General features: G+C 43.6%; 22 protein-coding genes. 18 read left to right on the top strand and 4 right to left on the bottom strand.

Features of this window, described 5'->3' with window-relative positions:
* Nucleotides 1–186: 186 nt before the first annotated feature.
* The 7 genes from BBH88_RS13800 to BBH88_RS13770 all read left to right on the top strand — a co-directional run bounded on the left by BBH88_RS13800 (nt 187) and on the right by BBH88_RS13770 (nt 7,528).
* Nucleotides 187–1,572: a sugar phosphate nucleotidyltransferase gene (locus BBH88_RS13800; protein ID WP_065536669.1), complete on the top strand. Its 1,386-nt coding sequence runs from the start codon at nt 187–189 to the stop codon at nt 1,570–1,572.
* Between the two features lie 64 nt (nt 1,573–1,636).
* The gene (gene manA, locus BBH88_RS13795) at nt 1,637–2,590 is read left to right on the top strand and encodes a mannose-6-phosphate isomerase, class I (protein ID WP_006830523.1); all 954 of its coding nucleotides are present in this window, start codon (nt 1,637–1,639) and stop codon (nt 2,588–2,590) included.
* A 272-nt stretch (nt 2,591–2,862) separates the two neighbouring features.
* Nucleotides 2,863–3,753: a UTP--glucose-1-phosphate uridylyltransferase GalU gene (gene galU / locus BBH88_RS13790; RefSeq protein WP_006830524.1), complete on the top strand. Its 891-nt coding sequence runs from the start codon at nt 2,863–2,865 to the stop codon at nt 3,751–3,753.
* A gap of 16 nt (nt 3,754–3,769) precedes the next feature.
* Entirely contained in the window at nt 3,770–5,095 is a 1,326-nt protein-coding gene (locus tag BBH88_RS13785) for a UDP-glucose dehydrogenase family protein (RefSeq protein ID WP_006830525.1), read from the top strand.
* A gap of 20 nt (nt 5,096–5,115) precedes the next feature.
* A complete protein-coding gene (locus BBH88_RS13780) occupies nt 5,116–5,829 on the top strand; it encodes a sugar transferase (RefSeq protein ID WP_040852566.1) in 714 nt (237 codons plus the stop codon).
* Nucleotides 5,830–6,093: 264 nt separating this feature from the next.
* The gene (locus BBH88_RS13775) at nt 6,094–6,819 is read left to right on the top strand and encodes a YveK family protein (protein ID WP_065536670.1); all 726 of its coding nucleotides are present in this window, start codon (nt 6,094–6,096) and stop codon (nt 6,817–6,819) included.
* 4 nt (nt 6,820–6,823) lie between these two features.
* The gene (locus BBH88_RS13770; protein WP_065536671.1) at nt 6,824–7,528 is read left to right on the top strand and encodes a CpsD/CapB family tyrosine-protein kinase; all 705 of its coding nucleotides are present in this window, start codon (nt 6,824–6,826) and stop codon (nt 7,526–7,528) included.
* A 57-nt stretch (nt 7,529–7,585) separates the two neighbouring features.
* Here the strand turns inward: BBH88_RS13770 and BBH88_RS13765 are convergent, their stop codons facing one another.
* From BBH88_RS13765 to BBH88_RS13755, 3 genes are all read right to left on the bottom strand, one after another.
* On the bottom strand, nt 7,586–8,032 hold the full coding sequence (locus tag BBH88_RS13765) for a GDYXXLXY domain-containing protein (RefSeq protein WP_006830529.1): 447 nt from the start codon (nt 8,030–8,032) through the stop codon (nt 7,586–7,588).
* Nucleotides 8,029–9,204: a DUF2157 domain-containing protein gene (locus BBH88_RS13760; protein ID WP_006830530.1), complete on the bottom strand. Its 1,176-nt coding sequence runs from the start codon at nt 9,202–9,204 to the stop codon at nt 8,029–8,031. Before BBH88_RS13760 ends, BBH88_RS13765 begins: the two co-directional genes overlap by 4 nt.
* 121 nt (nt 9,205–9,325) lie before the next feature.
* Complete coding sequence (locus BBH88_RS13755) at nt 9,326–10,861, bottom strand: glucosyltransferase domain-containing protein (RefSeq protein ID WP_006830531.1); 1,536 nt, start codon at nt 10,859–10,861, stop codon at nt 9,326–9,328.
* Between the two features lie 494 nt (nt 10,862–11,355).
* Here BBH88_RS13755 and BBH88_RS13750 point away from each other — a divergent pair, with 494 nt between their 5' ends.
* From BBH88_RS13750 to BBH88_RS13735, 5 genes are all read left to right on the top strand, one after another.
* Nucleotides 11,356–12,339, top strand: coding sequence for a glycosyltransferase (locus BBH88_RS13750; protein WP_065536672.1), 984 nt, complete (start codon nt 11,356–11,358; stop codon nt 12,337–12,339).
* 620 nt (nt 12,340–12,959) lie between these two features.
* Nucleotides 12,960–13,307, top strand: coding sequence for a flavin reductase family protein (locus BBH88_RS19925; RefSeq protein WP_006831689.1), 348 nt, complete (start codon nt 12,960–12,962; stop codon nt 13,305–13,307).
* The gene (locus BBH88_RS19920; protein WP_331243547.1) at nt 13,304–13,603 is read left to right on the top strand and encodes a flavin reductase family protein; all 300 of its coding nucleotides are present in this window, start codon (nt 13,304–13,306) and stop codon (nt 13,601–13,603) included. Before BBH88_RS19925 ends, BBH88_RS19920 begins: the two co-directional genes overlap by 4 nt.
* 158 nt (nt 13,604–13,761) lie before the next feature.
* Nucleotides 13,762–14,721, top strand: coding sequence for an IS30 family transposase (locus BBH88_RS13740; RefSeq protein WP_065536673.1), 960 nt, complete (start codon nt 13,762–13,764; stop codon nt 14,719–14,721).
* 38 nt (nt 14,722–14,759) lie between these two features.
* A complete protein-coding gene (locus tag BBH88_RS13735; RefSeq protein WP_006831346.1) occupies nt 14,760–15,305 on the top strand; it encodes a GNAT family N-acetyltransferase in 546 nt (181 codons plus the stop codon).
* A 70-nt stretch (nt 15,306–15,375) separates the two neighbouring features.
* Here the strand turns inward: BBH88_RS13735 and BBH88_RS13730 are convergent, their stop codons facing one another.
* Nucleotides 15,376–16,083: an MBL fold metallo-hydrolase gene (locus tag BBH88_RS13730; RefSeq protein WP_006831345.1), complete on the bottom strand. Its 708-nt coding sequence runs from the start codon at nt 16,081–16,083 to the stop codon at nt 15,376–15,378.
* A gap of 73 nt (nt 16,084–16,156) precedes the next feature.
* Between BBH88_RS13730 and BBH88_RS13725 the strand changes: the two genes are divergently transcribed.
* From BBH88_RS13725 to BBH88_RS13700, 6 genes are all read left to right on the top strand, one after another.
* Complete coding sequence (locus BBH88_RS13725; protein ID WP_040852941.1) at nt 16,157–16,336, top strand: hypothetical protein; 180 nt, start codon at nt 16,157–16,159, stop codon at nt 16,334–16,336.
* A 14-nt stretch (nt 16,337–16,350) separates the two neighbouring features.
* Nucleotides 16,351–16,626 carry a YciI family protein gene (locus BBH88_RS13720; protein WP_006831344.1) on the top strand — a complete coding sequence of 92 codons (276 nt, stop codon included), beginning with the start codon at nt 16,351–16,353 and terminating at the stop codon, nt 16,624–16,626.
* Between the two features lie 31 nt (nt 16,627–16,657).
* The gene (locus BBH88_RS13715; protein WP_006831343.1) at nt 16,658–17,203 is read left to right on the top strand and encodes a glycerol-3-phosphate responsive antiterminator; all 546 of its coding nucleotides are present in this window, start codon (nt 16,658–16,660) and stop codon (nt 17,201–17,203) included.
* 181 nt (nt 17,204–17,384) lie between these two features.
* Nucleotides 17,385–18,215: an MIP/aquaporin family protein gene (locus BBH88_RS13710; RefSeq protein ID WP_040852950.1), complete on the top strand. Its 831-nt coding sequence runs from the start codon at nt 17,385–17,387 to the stop codon at nt 18,213–18,215.
* A gap of 19 nt (nt 18,216–18,234) precedes the next feature.
* A complete protein-coding gene (gene glpK / locus BBH88_RS13705; RefSeq protein WP_006831341.1) occupies nt 18,235–19,737 on the top strand; it encodes a glycerol kinase GlpK in 1,503 nt (500 codons plus the stop codon).
* Between the two features lie 515 nt (nt 19,738–20,252).
* Nucleotides 20,253–21,929: a glycerol-3-phosphate dehydrogenase/oxidase gene (locus BBH88_RS13700; RefSeq protein ID WP_065536674.1), complete on the top strand. Its 1,677-nt coding sequence runs from the start codon at nt 20,253–20,255 to the stop codon at nt 21,927–21,929.
* Nucleotides 21,930–22,017 lie beyond the last annotated feature (88 nt).

Raw genomic sequence — 22,017 nt, 5'->3', positions numbered from 1 at the left:
TATTAGGTATTTATATATATAATACGGTTATACCTTTTTAAATTTATATGTAAATAGGATTACTTATTTTTTATAGTAGATAAATATTACCTATAAGGTCGTATTTAATTTATATTTTTATCGGAAAGAGCAAGTACAAAGAACTGGCACTCAGCTAAAATCGCAGATGAGAAGGAGGGCATAATTATGAGGTTGGTATTGTTATCGGGGGGATCAGGAAAGCGCCTATGGCCACTTTCCAACGATGCACGTTCAAAACAGTTTCTAAAAGTATTGAGTGACGAGGGAGGCAATAAAGTTTCCATGGTTCAACGAGTTTGGAAGCAAATTGAGGAAACGGGCATGGCTGAAAATTCCATCATAGCTACCAGCAGCTCACAGGTGGATATGATCAAAAGCCAATTGGGACATGATGTCCACGTGGTCACGGAACCGGAAAGAAGAGATACGTTTCCGGCAATCGCTTTAGCAGCCGTATATCTTTATTCTGTCCAGAAATGCAGTCTTGATGAAGTGGTCGGCATGTTGCCGGTAGATCCGTACGTTGAGAACCGATTTTTTGGTCGTGTTCAGGACTTAGAAAAAGCCTTGCTGGCTTCCGGTGCGGACTTGGCGTTGATGGGAGTTAAACCAACTTATCCTTCCGCAAAATACGGCTATATTATTCTCGACAATAAATCGGATGATTCTTATTTGACAGTTGATTACTTTAAAGAAAAGCCTACTGAGCAGCAAGCAGAAGAGCTGATTGAAAAAAATGCCTTATGGAATTGTGGTGTCTTCGCTTTTAAATTGGGCTACATTATTGATTTGTTGAAAGAGAGAGGGATGCCGACTGAGTATTCTCAGCTGCTAAAAAATTACCATCGCTTGCCTAAAAACAGCTTTGATTATGAAGTGGTTGAGCGTGCTTCTCATATTGTTTCATTACCGTATGACGGCTATTGGAAGGATTTAGGTACCTGGAATACGCTGACAGAGGAAATGGCAGTTCAGGTGACAGGTAAAGGGATTATCGGCAGAGGAGTAGAAAATTCTCATATTGTCAATGAACTTGATATTCCGATTACTCTGCTTGGCTTGGATAATGTCGTAGTGGCAGCAAGTCCGGACGGGATATTGGTGACCGACAAAGATGCCAGTACGAAAGTGAAAGAATACGTAGAAGGCTTCAATGGCCGGCCGATGTATGAAGAGCGCCGCTGGGGCTGGTACCGAGTACTGGAATACACGAGGTATGCGGAAGGGAACGAAGTTTTAATCAAGCGCTTGGGCATAAACGCAGGGAAAAACCTTAGCTACCAGATGCATTACAAACGCAGTGAAGTATGGACCATCGTCAAAGGTGAGGGCATTTTTGTTTTCAACGATCAACTGAGTCATGTCAGAACAGGAGATGTCATCCATATCCCGCTTGGCGCTAAGCATACGTTGAAAGCGACGACCAATATGGAAATCATCGAAGTTCAAACAGGTAGTGAACTAATTGAAGAGGATATCTTCCGTACTTCAAAAGAATGGGAAGAGATTGAAGCCATCTGCAAAGTTAAATTGACGGCTCGCCACGGATGATAGGCGAGAAAGAGTTTGCGCAATGTGTAAGTTGCTTATCATTTCCATGGTGGGAGGAGATTTCATGTACAGGGAACCCGTTTTTTTAAAGCCCGTTTTTCAAGAGCGAATCTGGGGTGGAGGAAAGCTTCAGGAATTATTCGATTACGATATTCCATCGCAAACAACAGGAGAAGCGTGGGTCATTTCCGCCCATGAAAATGGGCCATCCATTGTCATGAACGGCGAACTGCAAGGGAAGAGTTTGTTGGAGGTTTGGCGGGATTATCCGCAGCTATTCGGTTCTGAAACAACTGACAGTGATTTCCCTTTGCTGGTGAAAATCCTTGATGCCAATGATCAGCTATCGGTTCAAGTGCATCCGGATGACCACTACGCTCAAGAACTGGCACACAAACCGTGCGGAAAAACAGAATGCTGGTATATTTTGGATTGTGAAGAAAATGCTGAAATTATCATTGGGCATCAAGCGCAATCGCTTGAAGAGTTTCAGCAGCTGGTGAGCAAAGGTGAATGGCAGAAGTTATTTCAAAGTATTAAGGTGAAAAAAGGAGATTTTATTTACGTGCCAAGCGGGACTTTACATTCCATCGGTAAGGGTATTGTTATTCTGGAAACTCAGCAAAGCTCTGATATTACATTCCGGCTTTATGATTATGATCGTGTCGATCGAGAAGGTAAAAAGCGCGAATTGCATTTGGAAGAAGCGATGGCGGTAATGACTTGCCCACACCAGCAAGTTATTCAGCACAATCTGAAGGAACAACTGACCAACTTAGAGTCGACGCGATTGATAGAAGGAGAATATTTTACTGTTTATCATTGGTCGCTTGGCGGCAGAGTTGAGGTGCCGGTAACGACTGGGTTTTTGCTAGTCAGTGTCATCGATGGCGCAGGGCAGATTGTCACAGAAGAAAGTGTGTCAACGGTAAAAAAAGGGGACAACTTCATTGTACCGGCGACCATCGGAAATTACTTTATTGACGGGGATTTGGAGATGATCGTTTCACATACCTAAATTCGCCTAAAAATATCAGAATATTAAAATATAATAAAATGTGATGAAATCGAATTTAACGAGTTTTAGGTAGTTATATGTATCTATTTATTTTTTAAAATTAAATAATTCTTAATAATTAATCTACTTTTTAAGGACTATCGATGTTACAATGGGACAATGTTTAGTCATTTAAGCACTAAAGGATCTTTTTTTCGTGTAAGAAAGATTCAAACCCATTAGAAAAGATTGCAATCAGTGATCCTGAAAAAATTTGAAGGTGGGTGGATTTTATGGTTAAAAAAGTGACAAAGGCAATTATTCCGGCAGCTGGTCTGGGTACTCGGTTTCTTCCAGTAACGAAGGCCATGCCCAAAGAAATGCTGCCTATCGTAGACAAACCGACAATTCAATACATTGTTGAAGAAGCTATTGCTTCCGGCATCGAAGACATCATCATTGTTACCGGAAAAGGAAAGCGTGCCATTGAAGATCATTTCGATAAGAACTTCGAGCTGGAAGACAACTTGTTCAAAAAAGGCAAGTTCGAGCTTCTTGAAAAGGTTCAACATACTTCTAATGTAGAAATTCACTATATCCGCCAAAAAGAGCCAAAGGGCTTGGGGCATGCAGTTTGGAGCGCGCGCAAGTTTATCGGAAACGAACCGTTTGCGGTTCTGCTGGGCGATGACATCGTAAGAGCGGAAAACCCTTGCTTAAAACAATTGATTGACCAGTATGACAAAATGCAGTCGTCCATTATCGGAGTCCAGCAAGTTCCGGATCACGAAACACATCGATACGGCATGATCGATCCAAGCGGAGTGGATGGACGCTGTTACCAAGTCAGCAATTTTGTAGAAAAACCAAAACCAGGTACTGCTCCTTCTAATCTTGCCATCATGGGACGCTATATTTTAGATCCTGAAATTTTTGATTTCTTAGGTACTCAGAGTGCCGGTGCAGGAGGAGAAATCCAGTTAACGGACGCTATCCAAAAGCTTAATGAAGTGCAGAATGTCTACGCATATGACTTTGAAGGTAAACGCTATGATGTAGGTGAAATGCTAGGTTTCCTGCGGACGACCATCGAATTCGCTTTGGACAGTCCAGAATTTGGTGAAGGTGTCGAAAGCATTATCAAAGAATTGATGGCTGAAAAATCTGCTGCACCACTATTCTAACTTGGGAGGCATCCGTATGAGGATAGCTGTAATTGGAACTGGATATGTAGGGTTGGTAACCGGTGTGAGTTTGTCTGAAATCGGCCATCATATAACCTGCATCGATGTTAATGAGGACAAGGTTGCAAAAATGCAGAATGGGATTTCTCCCATCTACGAGCCTGGCCTTAGTGAATTAATGACAAAAAACATCAATGAAAAGCGTTTAAGTTTTACGACGGATCACCAGGAAGGTCTCCAACAGGCCGAGATTGTCTATATTGCTGTAGGAACTCCAGAAAATATAGATGGTTCTGCTGATTTGTCTTTCGTGGCTCAAGCCGCAAAAGACATTGCTGGAAATGTTGAACATAATATCATTGTCGTTACGAAAAGCACCGTTCCCGTAGGTACAAATGACATGATCAAAGACATTATCCAAACGCATTTACCAAACGGGTTGATGGTTGAAGTCGTCTCAAATCCGGAGTTTTTGAAGGAGGGTTCTGCTATTCACGATTCGTTCCACGGAGATCGGATTGTCATTGGAGCAGACAGTGAACATGCATTCAGCATAATTGAACAGGTCAACCAGCCGTTTGGAGTTCCTATTTTTAAAACAGATATTAAAAGTGCTGAAATGATCAAGTACGCATCGAATGCATTTTTAGCAACGAAAATCAGCTTCATTAATGAAATCTCTAATATTTGTGAATTATTGGGGGCTAATATAGAGAATGTATCGACAGGCATGGGACTGGACCAACGAATCGGCAGCCAATTTCTGAAAGCGGGAATCGGCTATGGGGGATCTTGTTTTCCAAAAGACACAAAAGCCTTGATACAAATTGCGGGGAATGTCGAATATGAGTTTGAATTGCTGAAAGGCGTGGTCAATGTCAACAAAAAGCAGCAAGGGATATTGATCAGCAAGTTGAATGACTGTCTGCCAGTTATTTCTGGTAAAAAAATCGCTGTATTAGGACTTTCTTTCAAACCAAATACAGACGATATGCGGGAATCTGCATCTATTCTGGTTACTGAGGAATTGATCAAGCAAGGGGCAAAGGTTGTAGCCTATGATCCGATTGCGATGGAAAATGCGAAATCGATTCTGAATCCATTGGTCCAATACGCAGACTCAATTGAAGATGCGGTTGAAAATAGCGACGCTGCGCTGATATTAACTGATTGGTCCGAAATCAAGAATGTCGAGCTGGCAGTATTCAACAAAATGAAAAAGCCGCTCGTTATTGATGGAAGAAATTGTTTTGCATTAAAAGCGATGGAGAATAATGGAATTGACTATCATTCGATCGGCAGACCGGTTTCAGCCAAACTGATTGAAGCAGCGCCCATCTGATTTGATAAAGTTAATTTAAGATGAAAGTGGTGATTCAAATGTCAGTGTCCGCTCCTGAAAAAGAAAAAATGGATGTAAATACAAGATACAGCGAAGTGGTATTTGAAAGCGTAAAAACAAACACCAGCAACGGGTATTTGTATACAAAACGCTTTCTGGATATTGTCGGTTCGCTAGTGGGTCTGATCATATTGATTCCCTTATTTCTGATTATCAGTTTGCTGATAAAAATGGAAGATCCTCATGGTCCGGTATTCTTTAAACAAAAAAGAGTTGGTAAACACGGCAAGTCATTCGATATGTATAAATTCCGCTCCATGGTTTGCAATGCAGAAGACCTAAAAGCCTCCCTGCTCCAACAGAATGAAGCATCAGGCCCGGTGTTTAAAATCAAAAGCGATCCACGAATTACAAAAATCGGAAAGTTCATCAGAAAAACAAGTATTGATGAATTGCCTCAATTGGTCAATGTGTTGAGTGGCGGTATGAGCATTGTTGGGCCAAGGCCAGCTTTGCCTGATGAAGTGGCTCAGTATACGAATTATGAGAAACAGCGCATCAGCGTCACACCAGGCTTAACCTGTTTTTGGCAGGTTAACGGCAGAAGTAATATTAGCTTCCAGGAGTGGGTCGAAATGGATTTGGATTATATCCGTACTCGGAATACGATGATGGATATTAAATTGATTTTAAAAACCATTCTGGTGCTGTTCGGTTCTAAGGATGCTTATTGAAATCAGCTGAAAAACCGACTAAGTGTATAGCTTGTGCTGAAGGCAGTTATTGTTTGAACCATAGGCAGTCAGCACTTTGGTTTATATAAGTTGAACGCCAATTATGTTAGGCTTGCAGGCTTAAAAAATGGGGCATCAATCAATAAAGTTGATTGATGTCCCATAGCCGATTGAATAGAAAACAATAAGGCAAAGATTTTGTTTATGCCCGAAGCCGCGGCTTTTGGCGCTTGCACTTTTCCAATTGAAAGGAGGGATGGCGAAATGTTAGAAACCATCAGCCTACGTGAAGTTTACTTAATTTTGAAGAATCGAATGCGGCTGATATTGGCCATTACCATCGCATTCATGATTATGACAGCGTTGATATCGTATTACATGATTACACCAATCTACCAAACATCTACTCAGCTGCTGATCAGTCAACAGCAGACTGAAGCTGGGCTGGATAGTCAAAGTATCGAGACAGATTTGCAATTGGTCGCTACATACAGTGAAATCATTAAGAGTCCAATCATACTTGAACAAGTAGTCAGCCAGTTGGAATTAGGCATATCTTATGAAGAGCTTCAGGAAAAAGTAACTGTAGAAATTGCAGAAAGTTCTCAACTGCTTAATATAGTAGTGGCGGATGCAGATCTTGCAGCAGCTGTGAAAATTGCCAATAAGACCGCTGAAATTTTTGAAGTGGAAATCATGGAATTAATGAATGCAGACAATGTCTCAATTTTGTCGCCGGCTGTGGTCATGGAAAATCAGACACCGATATCGCCAAATCCTCCACTGAATATTTTGCTGAGTGCAATTGTTGGTCTCTTGGTTGGAGCGGCCCTCGCGATGATCTTACGCTATTTGGATACGACACTCAGAGGTGAAAAGGATATACAGGATGTACTGGGAATTCCTGTACTTGGATCTATCTCACCGATGAATGAAGAAGAAGACATTCCGGCTAATGAGCCGATTGCCTTTAAACGTAGGGAGGCATAAGTGAATGGTGAAAAAAAAGAACAAACCGGAAGTGAAGAACAGGAAATTGATAGCATTTACCAATCCGAAATCGAGGGTCTCGGAACAGTTCAGAACCTTACGAACAAATCTTCATTTTTCTTCTCCAGATGGAGATATCCAATCACTGGCAATCACCTCCGCTTCTCATTCTGAAGGAAAGTCGACCACTGCGTCGAATTTAGCGATTGTCTTTGCTCAGGAAGGAAAGCGTGTGTTGCTTATTGATGCGGATATGAGAAAACCAACAATGCACGAAACGTTTAAAATTACGAATACACGTGGGCTATCAAGCGTACTGACTCGTCAAATTGCGTTAAAAGTGGCGATCCAGTCGGCTGAAATTAAAAATCTTGATCTTTTGCCATGTGGGCCGATTCCGCCAAATCCAGCAGAATTGCTGAGCTCCCATAGTATGGATTTGTTTTTTGAACAGGCATTGGACACTTACGATTTGCTGATTTTTGATACACCGCCTGTTTTATCTGTGACCGATAGTGTAATTTTAGCGAATAAATGTGAAGGTACCCTCCTAGTGGTCAATTCTGGAAAGACAGAACGGGAGTATGCGCTCAGAGCCAAAGAAGCCCTCACTGCTTCGACGAAAACCCGTTTGCTTGGAGCGGTGATTAATAACGTAAAAGTCCAAAAGGATGCTGCCTATGAACAGTATTATGGTACGGATAGCTAATGTGTTTGGAAAGCCAAAAAAGTTCAATCAGAAAACTGATTGAACTTTTTTTATAGTTTATTGTGTTCGCTCCTGCAGATCTACTGGTCGAATGGTTCCCCAGCTGGAGACGTCAATGGTGACCTGCAACTCGCGTGCTGACTCGAGTTGTGGACCAAGTCCCTGCTCTACATAGTATTGTTCTAGTTGGGGGGCTGTGACGTTGCCACCATAAACAGATCCTTTAATGGCTCCGAAGAAAGATTCATTATCGATTCGGTCGATGACGGCAAAGCCATCATCCGCCTCTTTTAAAGTAAAGTAAACCGAATTGTCGTCCGTGATGGAAGACGTTTGCAAGTCGGGATATTGCAACATGACATATTCTCCGTAGAACGGATCAAACGGATCAAAAGGTTCGGCTCTTAATACATACTGCTCACCGAACCAGGAAGCTGCGTAATAACTAACGAGCAAGATGACAACAACTGTTGTTTGAATGATTGGGAAGAGCCAGGATTTCATGGTTGAACACCTTCTTTCCTGCGATTAATCCACCAGGCTATAGCTGACAACAGGAACAACAGCAATGCACCTATCAGGAAGAAGAGTGACATGTCGAGCCGTTCCCAAGCATAGATGACATAAATGACGAATTGCACAACAATGAAATAGACAAAGCCAAGTCCCAAAGGTTCATTTTGTCGCTGGGCGATGATCAGGTAAGCAAGGGCAGATAATTCAGCAACCACTGCTAAACCGATTGCCGTTTCATCAAAAAGTAGCAACCCGATAGATCCCGTAACAGCAATCCACATGACAAATCGAAATTTGAAAAAGCCCAGTACCAGCACGACAATGCCGGCGATGGCTAAAGCGATAGCTTCTGCCATATGGCTTTCATCGATCACGCTGATGAACGTTTGTCCACGAACTGCTAAATAAGCTACAATCAGCATACCTGCTACCAGCAAATAAAGCGGGCGAATCATCCGCTGCTTGTTTTCGGGTACGATAAACAGGAGCAGCACAAGTGCGAACAGGGTCCAAATCGGCCATAGTGAGCTGTCATAATCCACAAGTCCCCATAGCATGAAGCCAGAAGCAAATAGCAAAATCCAACTGAAAGCCACTGGTGCAAAGCTATTGCTGAAGTAAAACCACGCTACGGTAACGGCGATAAAGATGCCCCATTCCAGCCATCCGATGTCAGGCAGGAACGATAGTAGCACTGCTGCGCCAAAGAAAAAGCCAATGACGGTATAAGTGAGGTTCCGCCAGTAAAAGAAATGGGCAAGTGTTGCAAGAAACATCGCCCATGGCAAAGCGGAGTTTGCCAACGGAAAATGAAACGTTTGTGCAGTTACCAGTAAAGTGGCACCAAACATCGCGAGACCGATCACCCTAAAGAGGAGCGGAGAGCCAACAGCCTTTTTCTCCGAGAAATAGGCAATGCTGTAGAAAATCCACATTAAAGCGAGCATCATCAAAACTCTTGCCAAATCCGGTATTGCGTGCCAATTGGCCGCAATAAAACTAAAAATCGCCAGAGAAAAGAAAATTAAGCCAATCATCAACAGCAGCGGCAGCTTTTTAGGGGCGGGCTGACGCTTTTCGAACGCTAGAATCTGTTCGGCTGTTTCTGGATCCAGCAGTCCGGCCTGCTGCCATCTCTTCAATTTTTGCTCCGTGTCCATGTCTATCCCCCCAGTCTATTTACCTTCATTATATCCTTTATTTATAGGATGAGATAGGTAAATACCAGGGAATAAAAAGAAAACATCAGACAGTGGATAACCCATCCATGTCTGATGTTTTTTATTCCTGAAGCTTTACTACGACCACGTCGTCGATCACACGAATGGATTCCAGAGATGGCCATGCTTCCATCTCTGCAAACCAATCGCTTCCCGCAATTTCCTGACGTTCCTGCTCAGAAATGAATTGATAAGTAACTCCGAAATGATCTTTCATCATGGCACTATAGTGATAAGGCAGTGGAATGATGCTATCCCCTAAGGGGCCTGTCATTCTTGGTATATTCTCGGGAATGACCCGTGTGCTCAATGAGGACCCCAATTGTACACGACCGATTAATGCCAGTTTCGATTCTGCAGTGACGCCTTCCGTTTGTTCAACTCTACTGATCAGCCGATTAACGAAAGCGGTTGATTTCTCATACTTCAAATCCATGTTCAGGTAAGAGATATTTGAAATAATCGCGAAGTTGAAGATTACAGCGAACACAACCACAACGGATAACCATGAAAAGGCTTTTACAACAACGGTTGGTCTGGTGAGGTTCTCATAGAAAAGTATAGGCAGTACGTAGAAGCTGACAAGTGCAAGTACCATTAACATATGATAAACAACATCGGAAGATACAAAGTACAGAATATAGGCGGATAAAGGCATAAGCAACAGTAATGCCAAGGCAATCAGTGTCATCGGAATGTTAGCGAAGATGCGGTTCTGAGTCATCAAAAGGACAAAGCCAACAGCAATCAGTAAGAAGACAGCGACATTCAGCCATTCGAATAGATTAATTGGCGAATCAGCGTTGAACCCCCTGAAAAAGAAAGCGAGAAAAGAATTGTTTACTTGGCTGAAGCGCTCAAAGATAGAGCCGCTGCTGTCGCCGACTGAATCTAGCCCCTGGTAGCTTGAAATGTTTCCGGCAAAAAAGCTCGTATAAAGTTTGAAATTGATGGCATACAAGGCCATGCCAATGGTCCCCAAACCGAAGAAGCGGAGGATGTAGCTCTTCAATTGCTGGAAAGTGATCTTTCTACCTAAGATTTCATTGATCAGAAAAATGATGATCAACGTTGATAGGAAAGGCAAGTTGGCTTGGTAAACGCCGACACCTAGATAGAAAATGAATGAGCCCGGGATAAATCCATATTTATAAGTCTTGGTGATGAGCAGGGCCAACACTGTCAGCAAAGAGCCAAGCATATAGCCATCTGCTGTAAACATATAAGAAAAGGTGGATGCTATGGTTGGGAACGTAACAATCAGTCCGCTGATGGCAACGATTGAAAAGGTCTTTTTCAATTGGAACAGTTCTGTCAGGATGACAGCTGTCAACGCTAGATAAAGAATGGACAAGCTGCCATTGATCCATGGCAAGTCAAAATAAGAGCTGATTCCGCTGAACGGGGACAGAAAAAAGCGGCCAAGATTTCCTTTTAGCTGCGGGCTGTGCATATTGACTAAACTATCGTGATTGGGCAGCATATTGGTGAATACAAACATATGGCATAAAAATCCAATGATGGCTGCTGACAGAAACGCTAATTTCCATTGTGGCTTGATTGCTATTTTCCATTTTGATAAAAATTCTTCGGGCATTTTCGATTGGCTCCTCGTCTATTTGAGATGAACTAGAAAATTGAAATTTTCAAATGATTAAATAAGGGTGGATGCTAAGAAATTGCTTTAGACGGACCCTTTCCGTGAGAGAAGCGATGAGACTCCTCGTAATAAGCTCCAGTGGGTTTCATCGCTTACCTGCTTAATAAGTGGAGACTCTGAAGAGGGCACTACAGCGGCAAGGTTAGAAATCCAAGCAGGTGCTGAGCGTTCTACATTACCTGTTTGAACCATACCCTATCGGCACGAAAGTCGAGTTGTTTTCGAAATATTCACAGTGGATTGGCACCCATGGAAACTTAACTTATAAGTTCCGGTAACTTCAGTTTAGTTTGGTTGATAAATTCCATTTCTAATAATAGCAAATTTTGTTTGGGAAAAATAGAGCTTTTGTTCAGTCTCTATGAGCATGGCTGTGACATATGCTATAATTTGAAGCAATCAGTCTTTTACGAACGGAAGGTGAACTATGTATGAAGTTAATCACAATCCTCATTCCTGCCTATAATGAAGAAGAAGTCCTGGAGACGCTTCTTGAGCGTTTGTTGCTAGTGACTACAGAAATCTCGAATTACCAGTTCGAATTTTTATTTGTCAATGATGGCAGCAGGGATCGGACACTGGAAATGCTAAAAGAAATGTCTACCCTTCATCCGCAGATCGCCTATATTAATCTCTCGCGGAATTTTGGGAAAGAAGTCGCAATGCTGGCTGGCATCGATCATGTTAATGGGGACGCTGTTATCATCATCGATGCAGATCTACAGGATCCCCCTGAAATGATTCCAGAGATGATTTCCTACTGGGAGCAGGGATACGACGATGTATTTGCGAAACGAAACAGCCGTGCCGGGGAAACCTGGTTCAAGAAATGGTCGTCCAATTCGTATTACAATATTCTGGACAAAGTTTCGAATATTCCCATTCAAAATAATACAGGTGATTTCCGGCTGCTTGACCGCAAATGCATTGAAGCCTTAAAGAAAATACGAGAGTCTCAGCGATACACGAAAGGGATGTTCAGCTGGATTGGCTTCGACAAGAAAGAAATTCTTTTTGACCGGGATCCACGAGCCGCCGGAACGACTAAATGGAATTACCCGAAATTAGTGAATCTAGCGATTGATGGCATCACTTCATCTACTGTGCTGCCACTTAGAATTTCTTCTTTTCTCGGAATTCTCGTATCGTTCTTGGCTCTGTTATACATGCTGTTCTTATTTTTCCGGACCTTGATTTTCAATGATTCGATTCCAGGATACCCGTCCATGATGTCCGTTATTCTGTTTCTTGGGGGCGTCCAGTTGATTTCATTGGGGGTTATTGGCGAATACTTGGGCAAAATTTTTATTGAAACTAAAGGTCGTCCAGTTTACCTGATCGAAGAATATTATTCTAACTACCGACAGTACGAAACCCAGAAAGCTCAAGAAGAAAAGACCTTTCAACTAAAATAAAAGCATAGCCCTATCACTGGAAGTTGAAAACTTGGAGTGGTGGGTTTTTTATTGCCTATTTTTTTAGAGCCATAAAGGGTCAGTGCTGAACTGAATGGAAGATGGACTACGTAAGTTGACCTATACATGTTCAAACTTTAGATATCCCGTAAACCCACTCCGCTTTCGAGCCCGCATATTGTGGACTATGTAGTTGACTCGACAGAATTTTGCGGTGGCTGCTGCCATGGACTTGTATTGAACTAACTCGGGCTCTAGAAACGAGTCGATTTCTCCCTCAGTCACTGCGTTTCCGTTTTTGGAGTCTCCTTTGTTTTGCTTCGTATTTCTCTATCTCTCTCATGAAAAAAGAGAAAAAGAACTCGTCGCTTTACATTAAGTGAAACCCTTAGCGCCAGCGCGTCTACGGGATGGGCGCCGCTAGAGACAGATGTTTTCCGCGGCTCATAGCGAGAGCCGCGCCCTAAGCAACCGAAGTGGTGTGAAAAAGCTATTTCTTTAGTTTAACTTAATGTAGAAATAAAAACGGAAATCACTCAAAAATTGATTTAGTTCTTTTCGAAAAGGGAAAAGAAAAGAAATGAAGTCTCCGGACTATAAAGATGAATGGTGGCTGCAAAATGATTATCGATCCACTGAATATGACCGCAAAACAAAATTATAAACGATTGATTGGCAGTGTTGTGCCGCGCCCAATCGCTTGGGTATCCACCAGGTCTGTAGATGGCATCGCCAATTTAGCGCCTTTCAGTTTTTTTACAGTGGTATCGCGCAATCCACCGATGTTGGCTTTTTCTGTTGGAGAAGGGGTAGAGGAACGCGCGGGTACCGTCAAAGACACATTGCAGAACACACGGGAAAACAAGGAGTTCGTCATCAATATTGTAACTGCGTCCTTGGCTAATGAAATGGCAAGAAGCGGCGAACATGTACCGAGGAAGTTGATAAATTCGACTACGCGGGCTTGACGGCTGCCGAATCGATTGAAGTTTCTGTGCCGCGTATTCTAGAAGCACCTATCAATATGGAATGCCAATTGCACGACATCATCCAATTAGGGGACGATCATCTGGTGATTGGCAGGCTTGTTAAATTCCATATCAAAGATGAGCTGTATCAAAATGGCCGCATCAGTATGGAAAAGCTGGCGCCAATTGGCCGTTTAGCTGGAAATTACGCCCCGGTGGAAACCATTTTATCATTGCCAAATGAACAGTTGGATAGCATCTCGAAAAAACCTATTGATAAATCTGAAAAACAGTAATTGATTGCCAATACCGCTTTTGCTTATTCAATGGAATAACGGAGAGCGGTTTTCTATATCACGCCGATTGTAAAATTAAGCTAGACAACTAAAAAAGTCATTCATGGTACACTCATCATGTATTTTCCGACCAAAGAAAAACAGAGGAGTGATCACGAATGACCTACACCCATCTTATCACGGATGAACTGGTGATGATAGAAGCCTATTACCATCAAAATATACCTGTGGCGCAAATCGCCAAACGCCTGAATCGTTCCAGACAGCCGATTTACAATGTCATCAACTTCCTGAAATCGGGCCACTCAGCCCTCGACTATTACACCCAGTACGAGAAAAACAAGAAGCGCTGCGGTCGACTTTCAATCGTCTTGCCGGAGGAACAGAAAATCTATATCCAAGACATGGTGGCTAAGGGGTGGACACCAGACGTCATTGTGGGCCGCGCAGAGATGGCTCTTGATTGTTCCATACGCACCCTCTATCGCATGTTCAAAAGTCGGATCTTTGATGCAGCCACACTGCCGATGAAAGGGAAACGGAAACCCAATGGTCACCAGGAACGCCGCGGAAAGCAGGCGTTCAAACGGCATATTTCCGAAAGGGAATCCGATTATCCTTCTTTCAAAAAAGAGTTTGGGCACATCGAAGGCGATACCATTGTGGGCGTCCGCCACAAAAGTGCTGTGATCACGCTGGTCGAAAGGCTAACGAAAGTGATCATCGCCTTGAAACCTACAGGACGTAAGGCAGGCGATATTGAAACCGCGTTGAACCAGTGGTTTCAAGGAATCCCAAGAAATCTGTTCAAATCCATCACCTTTGATTGCGGGAAGGAATTCTCCAACTGGAAGCCGCTGTGCAACCGACACGACGTCTCGATTTACTTTGCGGATCCCGGAACGCCTTCCCAGCGCGCCTTGAATGAAAATTCCAACGGACTCCTTCGAAAAGACGGCTTGGCAAAGGAAATGGATTTCAACCAGGTCGATCAACCGTTCATTTCCGCGGTGGCTGACAAGCGGAATAATATCCCGCGGAAGTCGCTGGATTACCGTACACCCCTGGAGGCATTTTTGAGTCACCTGAATGGAGTGGACTTGTCTAGCTTATATTGACAAACGGAATCATTAAAAAATAAGAAAGGAGTGTTTTGATGGGCTTGGATATAGGGAAAGTCAGCTTCCGACGATTGCGGCGAGATCATTTGCCGCAGCTCTATGAATGGATTACAAAAGAACCGCCTGCCACCCGCTTTTGGGGTTATATGCAGGGCGCCACGTATGGACAGTTTGTACAAGAGTTCACGGCTAGCATTAAAGGCAAGGATCCGACAAAACCCTATATCATTTATTACGAAGAAACACCGATCGGTTATATCCAAACCTACCAATGGGACGATTACCCGGGGTGCGAAAAATACGAAGAGCTGCAAAAAGCCGCTGGACTGGATGTGCTGATTGGGGCTAAGAGCTATCGCAACAAAGGACTTGGTTCCAAAATACTTCAAAAATTTCTAAAAGACATCATCTTTGCGGACTCAAAAATCCAATTCTGTGTAACTGATCCGGACGTTCGGAACACAGTCGCGATCCGGGCCTATGAAAAAACTGGCTTCCAACAGACTCGGCTGGTTGATGAAGTGCTCGATGAGCCAAGACCCGTCATGTTGATGCGCTTGGGGCGCAAGGAAGTGAAATAAGAAAACCGTTTACTGGGAATTATTCCAGGTAAACGGTTTCTTTTATGCAGTAGAGATAGTTGTTTTTTTTCTATTGAAGATTCTTTTCGCTTTCTACGATGGCTAAATCGATGGCGTCCAGTGGCTTTTCAATCATTGCACCGTGTCCGACTGCTAGCAGCTGTGGATTTAACTGGCGGATTTTGCGTGCACTTTCGAGCGCTACCTGCTTGTTCCAAGTTGCAAATGCGGGAAATGGAAACAACGCTTTAAATGTCCCGGAGACGGCGATGCCGCCACGTGTCTGAAAAGCATCTCCTGCAATAAGAAACTGGTTGCGCACATCCACTAATGAAATGGAGCCCGGCGTATGGCCGGGCGTATTGACCACTTTCAGAGAGCCGACCTGTTCGCCTTCCTCGAGCAAGCGGTCCGGCTGCGTCTTAACGTTCTTAGGAACCCCGCCTTTAACCGGTGAGTCGGGTTCGCCAGGCAACAGACTCGTATCACCAGCGAGCAGACGCGCATCACGCGACGACATGCTGACAACGGCATCCGGCCATTCACGCTTGATGGCATCGAGCGCGCCAAGATGGTCGATATGAGCATGGGTGATGATAATCTGGGTTAAAGGCTTTTTCAAGACCTTGATCGACAATAAAATCTGTTTAGCATTAAATCCTAAAGCGGCATCGACCAAAGTCAATTCCGTTCCTTCATCAATCACATAACAGTTTATGGGAAAAAATCGAGACATGAACGTTAATTGATAAACAGGTCCTTTTTTCGTCATCTGCACAGCCAATCAGCTCCTTAAGGATGTTGTAAGTTAGTATCAGTTTACCCTGTTTGGAATGTAGGGAAAAGCTGTTTTGAAAGTAAATGAAGCAGAATGGAAAGTATTTCAGTGGTTACGGAAAGTATTTCACCGGTTTGGAATGTATGTTAAGGAGTTTGGAATGTATATCCAAAAAAATGGCAAAAAAACTCAAGTTCATAAAGAATTTATGGCAATAACAGATTTTTTCCATCATGCTCCTTATAATAAATGAAAGGGGGCAGACTCATGAAATATTTTGCGGTATTATTACCAATGAAAGACGCTGATAAAAGCCGAGAGTTTCGGCCGCAGCATTTGGCGTTTCTGAAAGACAAGCGCGATAGCGAACAAGTGACAGCCAATGGCAAGTTTACAGATGGTTCTGGCGGACTGGTTATTTACCGGGCCGAATCATTCGAAGCCTGCGAAGCATTGGTGAAGGCAGATCCATATGTTGTAGAAGGCGCCAGAAAATACGAAATCTTTGAATGGGATGCGGTTTGGGCGGAGAATGCCACATAAAAGGCATGGAACAAATTGAGGAGGAAAATCGGTGCATGAGTTAACAGGTGTTTTGCCAGTTTTGCGCAATATGAAAGAATTTGAACGCTTGCTCAACAGCGACCATGAATACATTATTTTTTTGGAAATCCGATTGGCACAATTGAAGCAACTGGTACAAGTTGCAAAAAAAGCGAACAAAAAAGTCATTCTGCATGTCGATTTGATTCAGGGATTGAAGACAGATGCTTATGGGTTTGAGTATTTAGTGAGGGAAGTCAAACCGGATGGCATTGTTTCAACACGCAGCAACGTCATCTCTTTGGCGAAGAAAAATAATTTACTGACAATCCAGCGCTTGTTTTTGCTCGATAGTCAGGCACTTGAACATAATATTAATTTAATCAATCAAGTCAAACCAGACTATATCGAGATCCTGCCAGGAATCATTCCTTCAGTCATCAAGGAAGTGTTCAATAAGACAGGCATTCCAGTGATCGCAGGCGGTTTGATCCGCACAAAAGAAGATATTCAATTAGCTTACGACGGTGGGGCAAAAGCGATTTCAACGTCACAGCCTGAACTTTGGGAATTATAAAAAGTTGACAGCGTTTTCATAAGCTGGTAACTTAATAGTTACAAGTTAAGAACTGTGTTGGAGAAATGGAGACCCACACTGAAATGAGCGCTTCTCGCAGAGAGGTGGCTCGGTTCAGTGTGGGTCTTTTTGCGTTCTTCTAAAAGCGGTTCAAAAACGAAAAGCAAAGGGGTGCATGAAATTGACGGAATTTTTAGCGGAATTAATCGGCACCATGATTTTGATTATTTTTGGAGCTGGCGTTGTGGCTGGTGTGGTTTTAAAGGATTCGAAAGCTGAAAACAGTGGCTGGGTAGTCATTACCATTGCATGGGGACTGGCCGTTACCATGGGTGTTTATGCAGTAGGAAATTTTTCAGGAGCGCATATAAATCCAGCAGTGACGCTTGGGTTCGCAGTTGTTGGTGATTTTCCTTGGGCTAAAGTGCCAGTTTATATTACAGCACAGATTCTTGGTGCTATCATCGGCGCGGCCATCGTCTTTTTCAATTATTTGCCGCATTGGAAGCGGACCAAAGATGCAGAAACGAAGCTTGGTGTATTTGCAACAATTCCTGCAATCCGCCAGCCATTTTCCAATTTGGTCAGCGAAATCATCGGAACTGCCGTATTGGTCATGGGCTTGCTGTTCATTGGCGCTAACGAATTCACAGAAGGCTTGAATCCATTGATTGTTGGTGCGTTGATTGTAGCGATCGGGATGTCACTTGGCGGCACGACCGGATACGCCATCAACCCAGCGCGTGACCTTGGCCCCCGTATTGCACATGCTTTGCTGCCGATTCCTGGTAAAGGGAAGTCAGATTGGTCATATGCTTGGGTTCCAATCGTTGGACCCATCTTCGGAGGTGTTTACGGCGCATTATTTTATAAAGCGCTGTTCACTGGAGTATACAGTTTGCCGTTTTGGATTATGAGTGTCGCCTTGTTGCTGGTTTTATTTGGTGCAGCAAGTGTAGAATTAAGAAAAGAACACACAGCAGCAGATACAATAGAAGAAAGTATTTCATAATCCATAGGGGGAGATCATTTTGAAAAAAGACTACATTTTATCTATAGACCAGGGAACGACCAGTTCACGTGCGGTATTATTTAATCACAAAGGTGAAATCGTCGAATCAGGCCAACAGGAATTCGAGCAATTCTTTCCGAAACCAGGCTGGGTAGAGCACGATGCCAATGAAATCTGGACTTCTGTGTTGTCATGTATGGCAGAGGTGTTGCGGAAATCGGACATCAGCCCCAGCCAAATTGCCGGCATCGGCATTACGAACCAACGTGAAACAACAGTGGTGTGGGACCGCCATACAGGTAAGCCGATTTATAAAGCCATCGTTTGGCAGTCGCGCCAGACAGACGGAATTTGCAATGAATTAAAAGAACAAGGATTGAATGAGTTATTCCGCAAGAAAACCGGTCTTTTGATCGATGCTTACTTCTCAGGAACAAAAGTGAAATGGATTCTTGATCATGTGGAAGGCGCACGTGAAAAAGCGAACAATGGCGACTTGATGTTCGGAACAATCGATACGTGGCTCGTGTATAAGCTATCAGGCGGTAAAACTCACGTGACGGACTACAGCAATGCATCCCGTACGTTGATGTATAATATTCATGACTTGGAATGGGATCAGGAGTTATTGGACATCTTGACAGTGCCGAAGAGCATGCTGCCAGAAGTACACCAATCATCTGAAGTTTATGCCAATACGGTCGATTATCATTTCTTCGGTCACGAAGTACCGATTGCCGGTATGGCCGGTGACCAACAGGCTGCTTTATTCGGCCAAGCTTGCTTTGAAAAAGGGATGGCGAAGAACACCTACGGCACAGGCTGTTTCATGTTGATGAACACTGGTGAAGAAGGTGTCGTTTCGGATCATGGATTATTGACGACGTTAGCATGGGGGGTTGACGGGAAAGTTGAATACGCGCTTGAAGGTAGTATTTTTGTAGCAGGTTCAGCGATTCAATGGTTGCGTGATGGTCTGAAGATTATTGAAAATGCACCGGAAAGCGAAAACTATGCGATGCAAGTCGAATCGACAGATGGTGTCTATATGGTACCTGCATTTGTCGGACTTGGAACTCCTTACTGGGATACAGATGCACGAGGTGCAGTTTTCGGATTGACACGCGGCACATCGAAAGCTCATTTCATTCGTGCGACGCTTGAGGCGCTCGCATATCAGACAAAAGACGTTGTGGATGTTATGATAGAAGATGCAGGGATCGAATTAAAGACTTTGCGTGTTGATGGAGGAGCGGTCGGTAATGATTTGCTGATGCAGTTCCAAAGCGATATTCTGGATGTTCCAGTGGAACGCCCCGTCGTCCAGGAAACGACAGCTCTTGGCGCAGCTTACTTAGCGGGTCTGGCAGTTGGATTCTGGAAAGACAAAGAAGAAATCGCACAGCAATGGAAGATCGACAAAACCTTTACATGTGATATGCCAGTTGAAGAAAGCGAAAAGCTTTACGAAGGCTGGAAAAACGCAGTAGCGGCAACACGATCATTTAAACCAGCGAAATAACCTACAAGTTAATAACGAGAGATATACGGCCGGAGACTATGAGAGACCAAGCCAGTTTTGCAGAAAAAATTCTGTAGCTGTGCCTGGATCTCTCTTTTTATATGCAAAAACGGGTATACAGGGTAGACAAGAACATGTTTTAGACACCGCTTCGGGAGTGGGTCACACCAGCCCACAGATACTCTAGTGAGGAAGATTTACTTGCTGATCCTGTGGAATTCAAGTTTTTCTATGTACACAAAGAAAAGAGACGCAAAAATGTGGATTCCTTAGACGCAGGAAAGTATACAGGAGCATGGCAGTTTGCTTTGCGCATTTAATCAACCATCTAACAAATAGAGTTGTTTTCTAGCCAATTTGCAACTGGTTAATCAGCAAATAGAAATTTCGCAAACAACTGTCCGTGTGACTCTTAAAAGAAACAGCGGAAAGCGTAAGCCTGGAGTGATTTTTCAAACATTTGATAGATACGTATTCCACCCAACTCAAACAGAAGAAAAGGAGCAGATCAACTTATGAAATTCTCAAGCTTAAACAGAAACGACCGGTATGAACAAATGAAGAAGACGCAATTGGACGTCCTAGTTATTGGGGGCGGAATTACAGGCGCGGGAATCGCGCTTGACGCAGCCGTACGCGGCATGGACATAGCCGTTATAGAGATGCAGGATTTCGCAGCGGGTACGAGCAGCCGTTCGACCAAATTGGTTCACGGTGGCTTGCGTTACCTGAAGCAATTTGAAATAAAAATGGTAGCCGAGGTCGGCAAAGAACGCGAAATCGTCTATGAAAACGGACCGCATGTCACGACTCCCGAATGGATGCTCCTGCCGTTTTATAAAGGGGGAACGTTTGGTCCGTTAAGCACCAATGTCGGACTGCGTGTCTATGACTTTTTGGCGGGCGTCAAAAAAGGCGAACGCCGCAAAATGTTGAGCAAAGGAGAGACATTGCGCCGCGAGCCCCTACTTAAGAAAAAAGACATTAAAGGCGGCGGCTATTATGTGGAATACAAAACCGATGATGCGCGCCTGACAATGGAAGTCATGAAGAAAGCCGTCGAAAAAGGCGCGTTGGCAATGAATTATGCAAAAGTGAAAAGCTTCATTTACGATAATGGCAAAACAGTTGGCATACGGGTGGAAGACCAGATTGATGGCACCATTCATGAATTGTTTGCAAAAAAAATCGTCAATGCCGCTGGTCCATGGGTCGATACATTGCGCGACGAAGACCACTCGAAATTCGGCAAGACCCTGCAGCTGACAAAAGGCATTCACTTGGTATTTGATGGCCGACGCTTCCCATTAAAGCAGGCAATCTATTTCGATATGCCGGATGGTCGGATGGCGTTTGCAATTCCGCGTCAAGGCAAAGTCTATGTGGGAACGACAGACACGGTTTATAAACAAGACATCGCCCATCCTACGATGACACTGGAAGATCGCAATTATGTCTTAAAGGCGATTGACTTTATGTTCCCAGAAGTAGCTATTACAGAAGCTGATATCGAGTCTAGCTGGGCTGGCTTGCGTCCATTGATCCACGAAGAAGGCAAGGACCCATCCGAAATTTCGCGGAAAGATGAAATTTTCGTATCGGATTCTGGCTTGATTTCGATTGCAGGTGGTAAATTGACTGGCTACCGTAAAATGGGGGAGAGTATCATTAATCTGGTAGCAGAGCAATTGCATAAAGAAGACGGAGTCAACTATCCGAAAAGTTCAACTAAACGGTTACCGATTTCCGGCGGCGAAGTGGGTGGTTCTCAAGGCTTTGAAACCTTCATGGCTGACCGTATCTATCAAGCGAGTGGAATGGGACTGACACCTGATGCAATGCGTATGCTTGTCAACCGCTACGGAGCGAATGTCGACCAAGTTCTGCGTTTCTATACGACCGGCTTGGACGAAGCAGCACATGCTGAACTTGATCCGCTGGTGTACGCAATGCTGCGGTATTCCATGGAATATGAAGCCGCCTATAAGCCGATCGACTTCTTTATTCGTCGTACGGGTGCTTTGTACTTTGATATCCACTGGGTACACGCACATAAAGAAGCAGTCATCGCTTATATGAGCAACACCCTCGGATGGACTGGCGAACAGGCTGCGGATTACCGCGCTGAATTGGATAGTTTGTTGTATGAAGCAGTTCATCCTGTGGAAATATCTTCTCAAAGCTTAAGCTGAATTTAAACCGATCCCATCCGCAATCAGTAAATTGATTGCGGATGGGATTTTTTGTGCGAATAACAAAAAATTCAACTTCTTGATCAAA

The sequence above is a fragment of the Planococcus antarcticus DSM 14505 genome (genome assembly GCF_001687565.2).
GTDB lineage: Bacteria > Bacillota > Bacilli > Bacillales_A > Planococcaceae > Planococcus > Planococcus antarcticus.
This window is presented reverse-complemented; position numbering and strand designations above follow the sequence as displayed.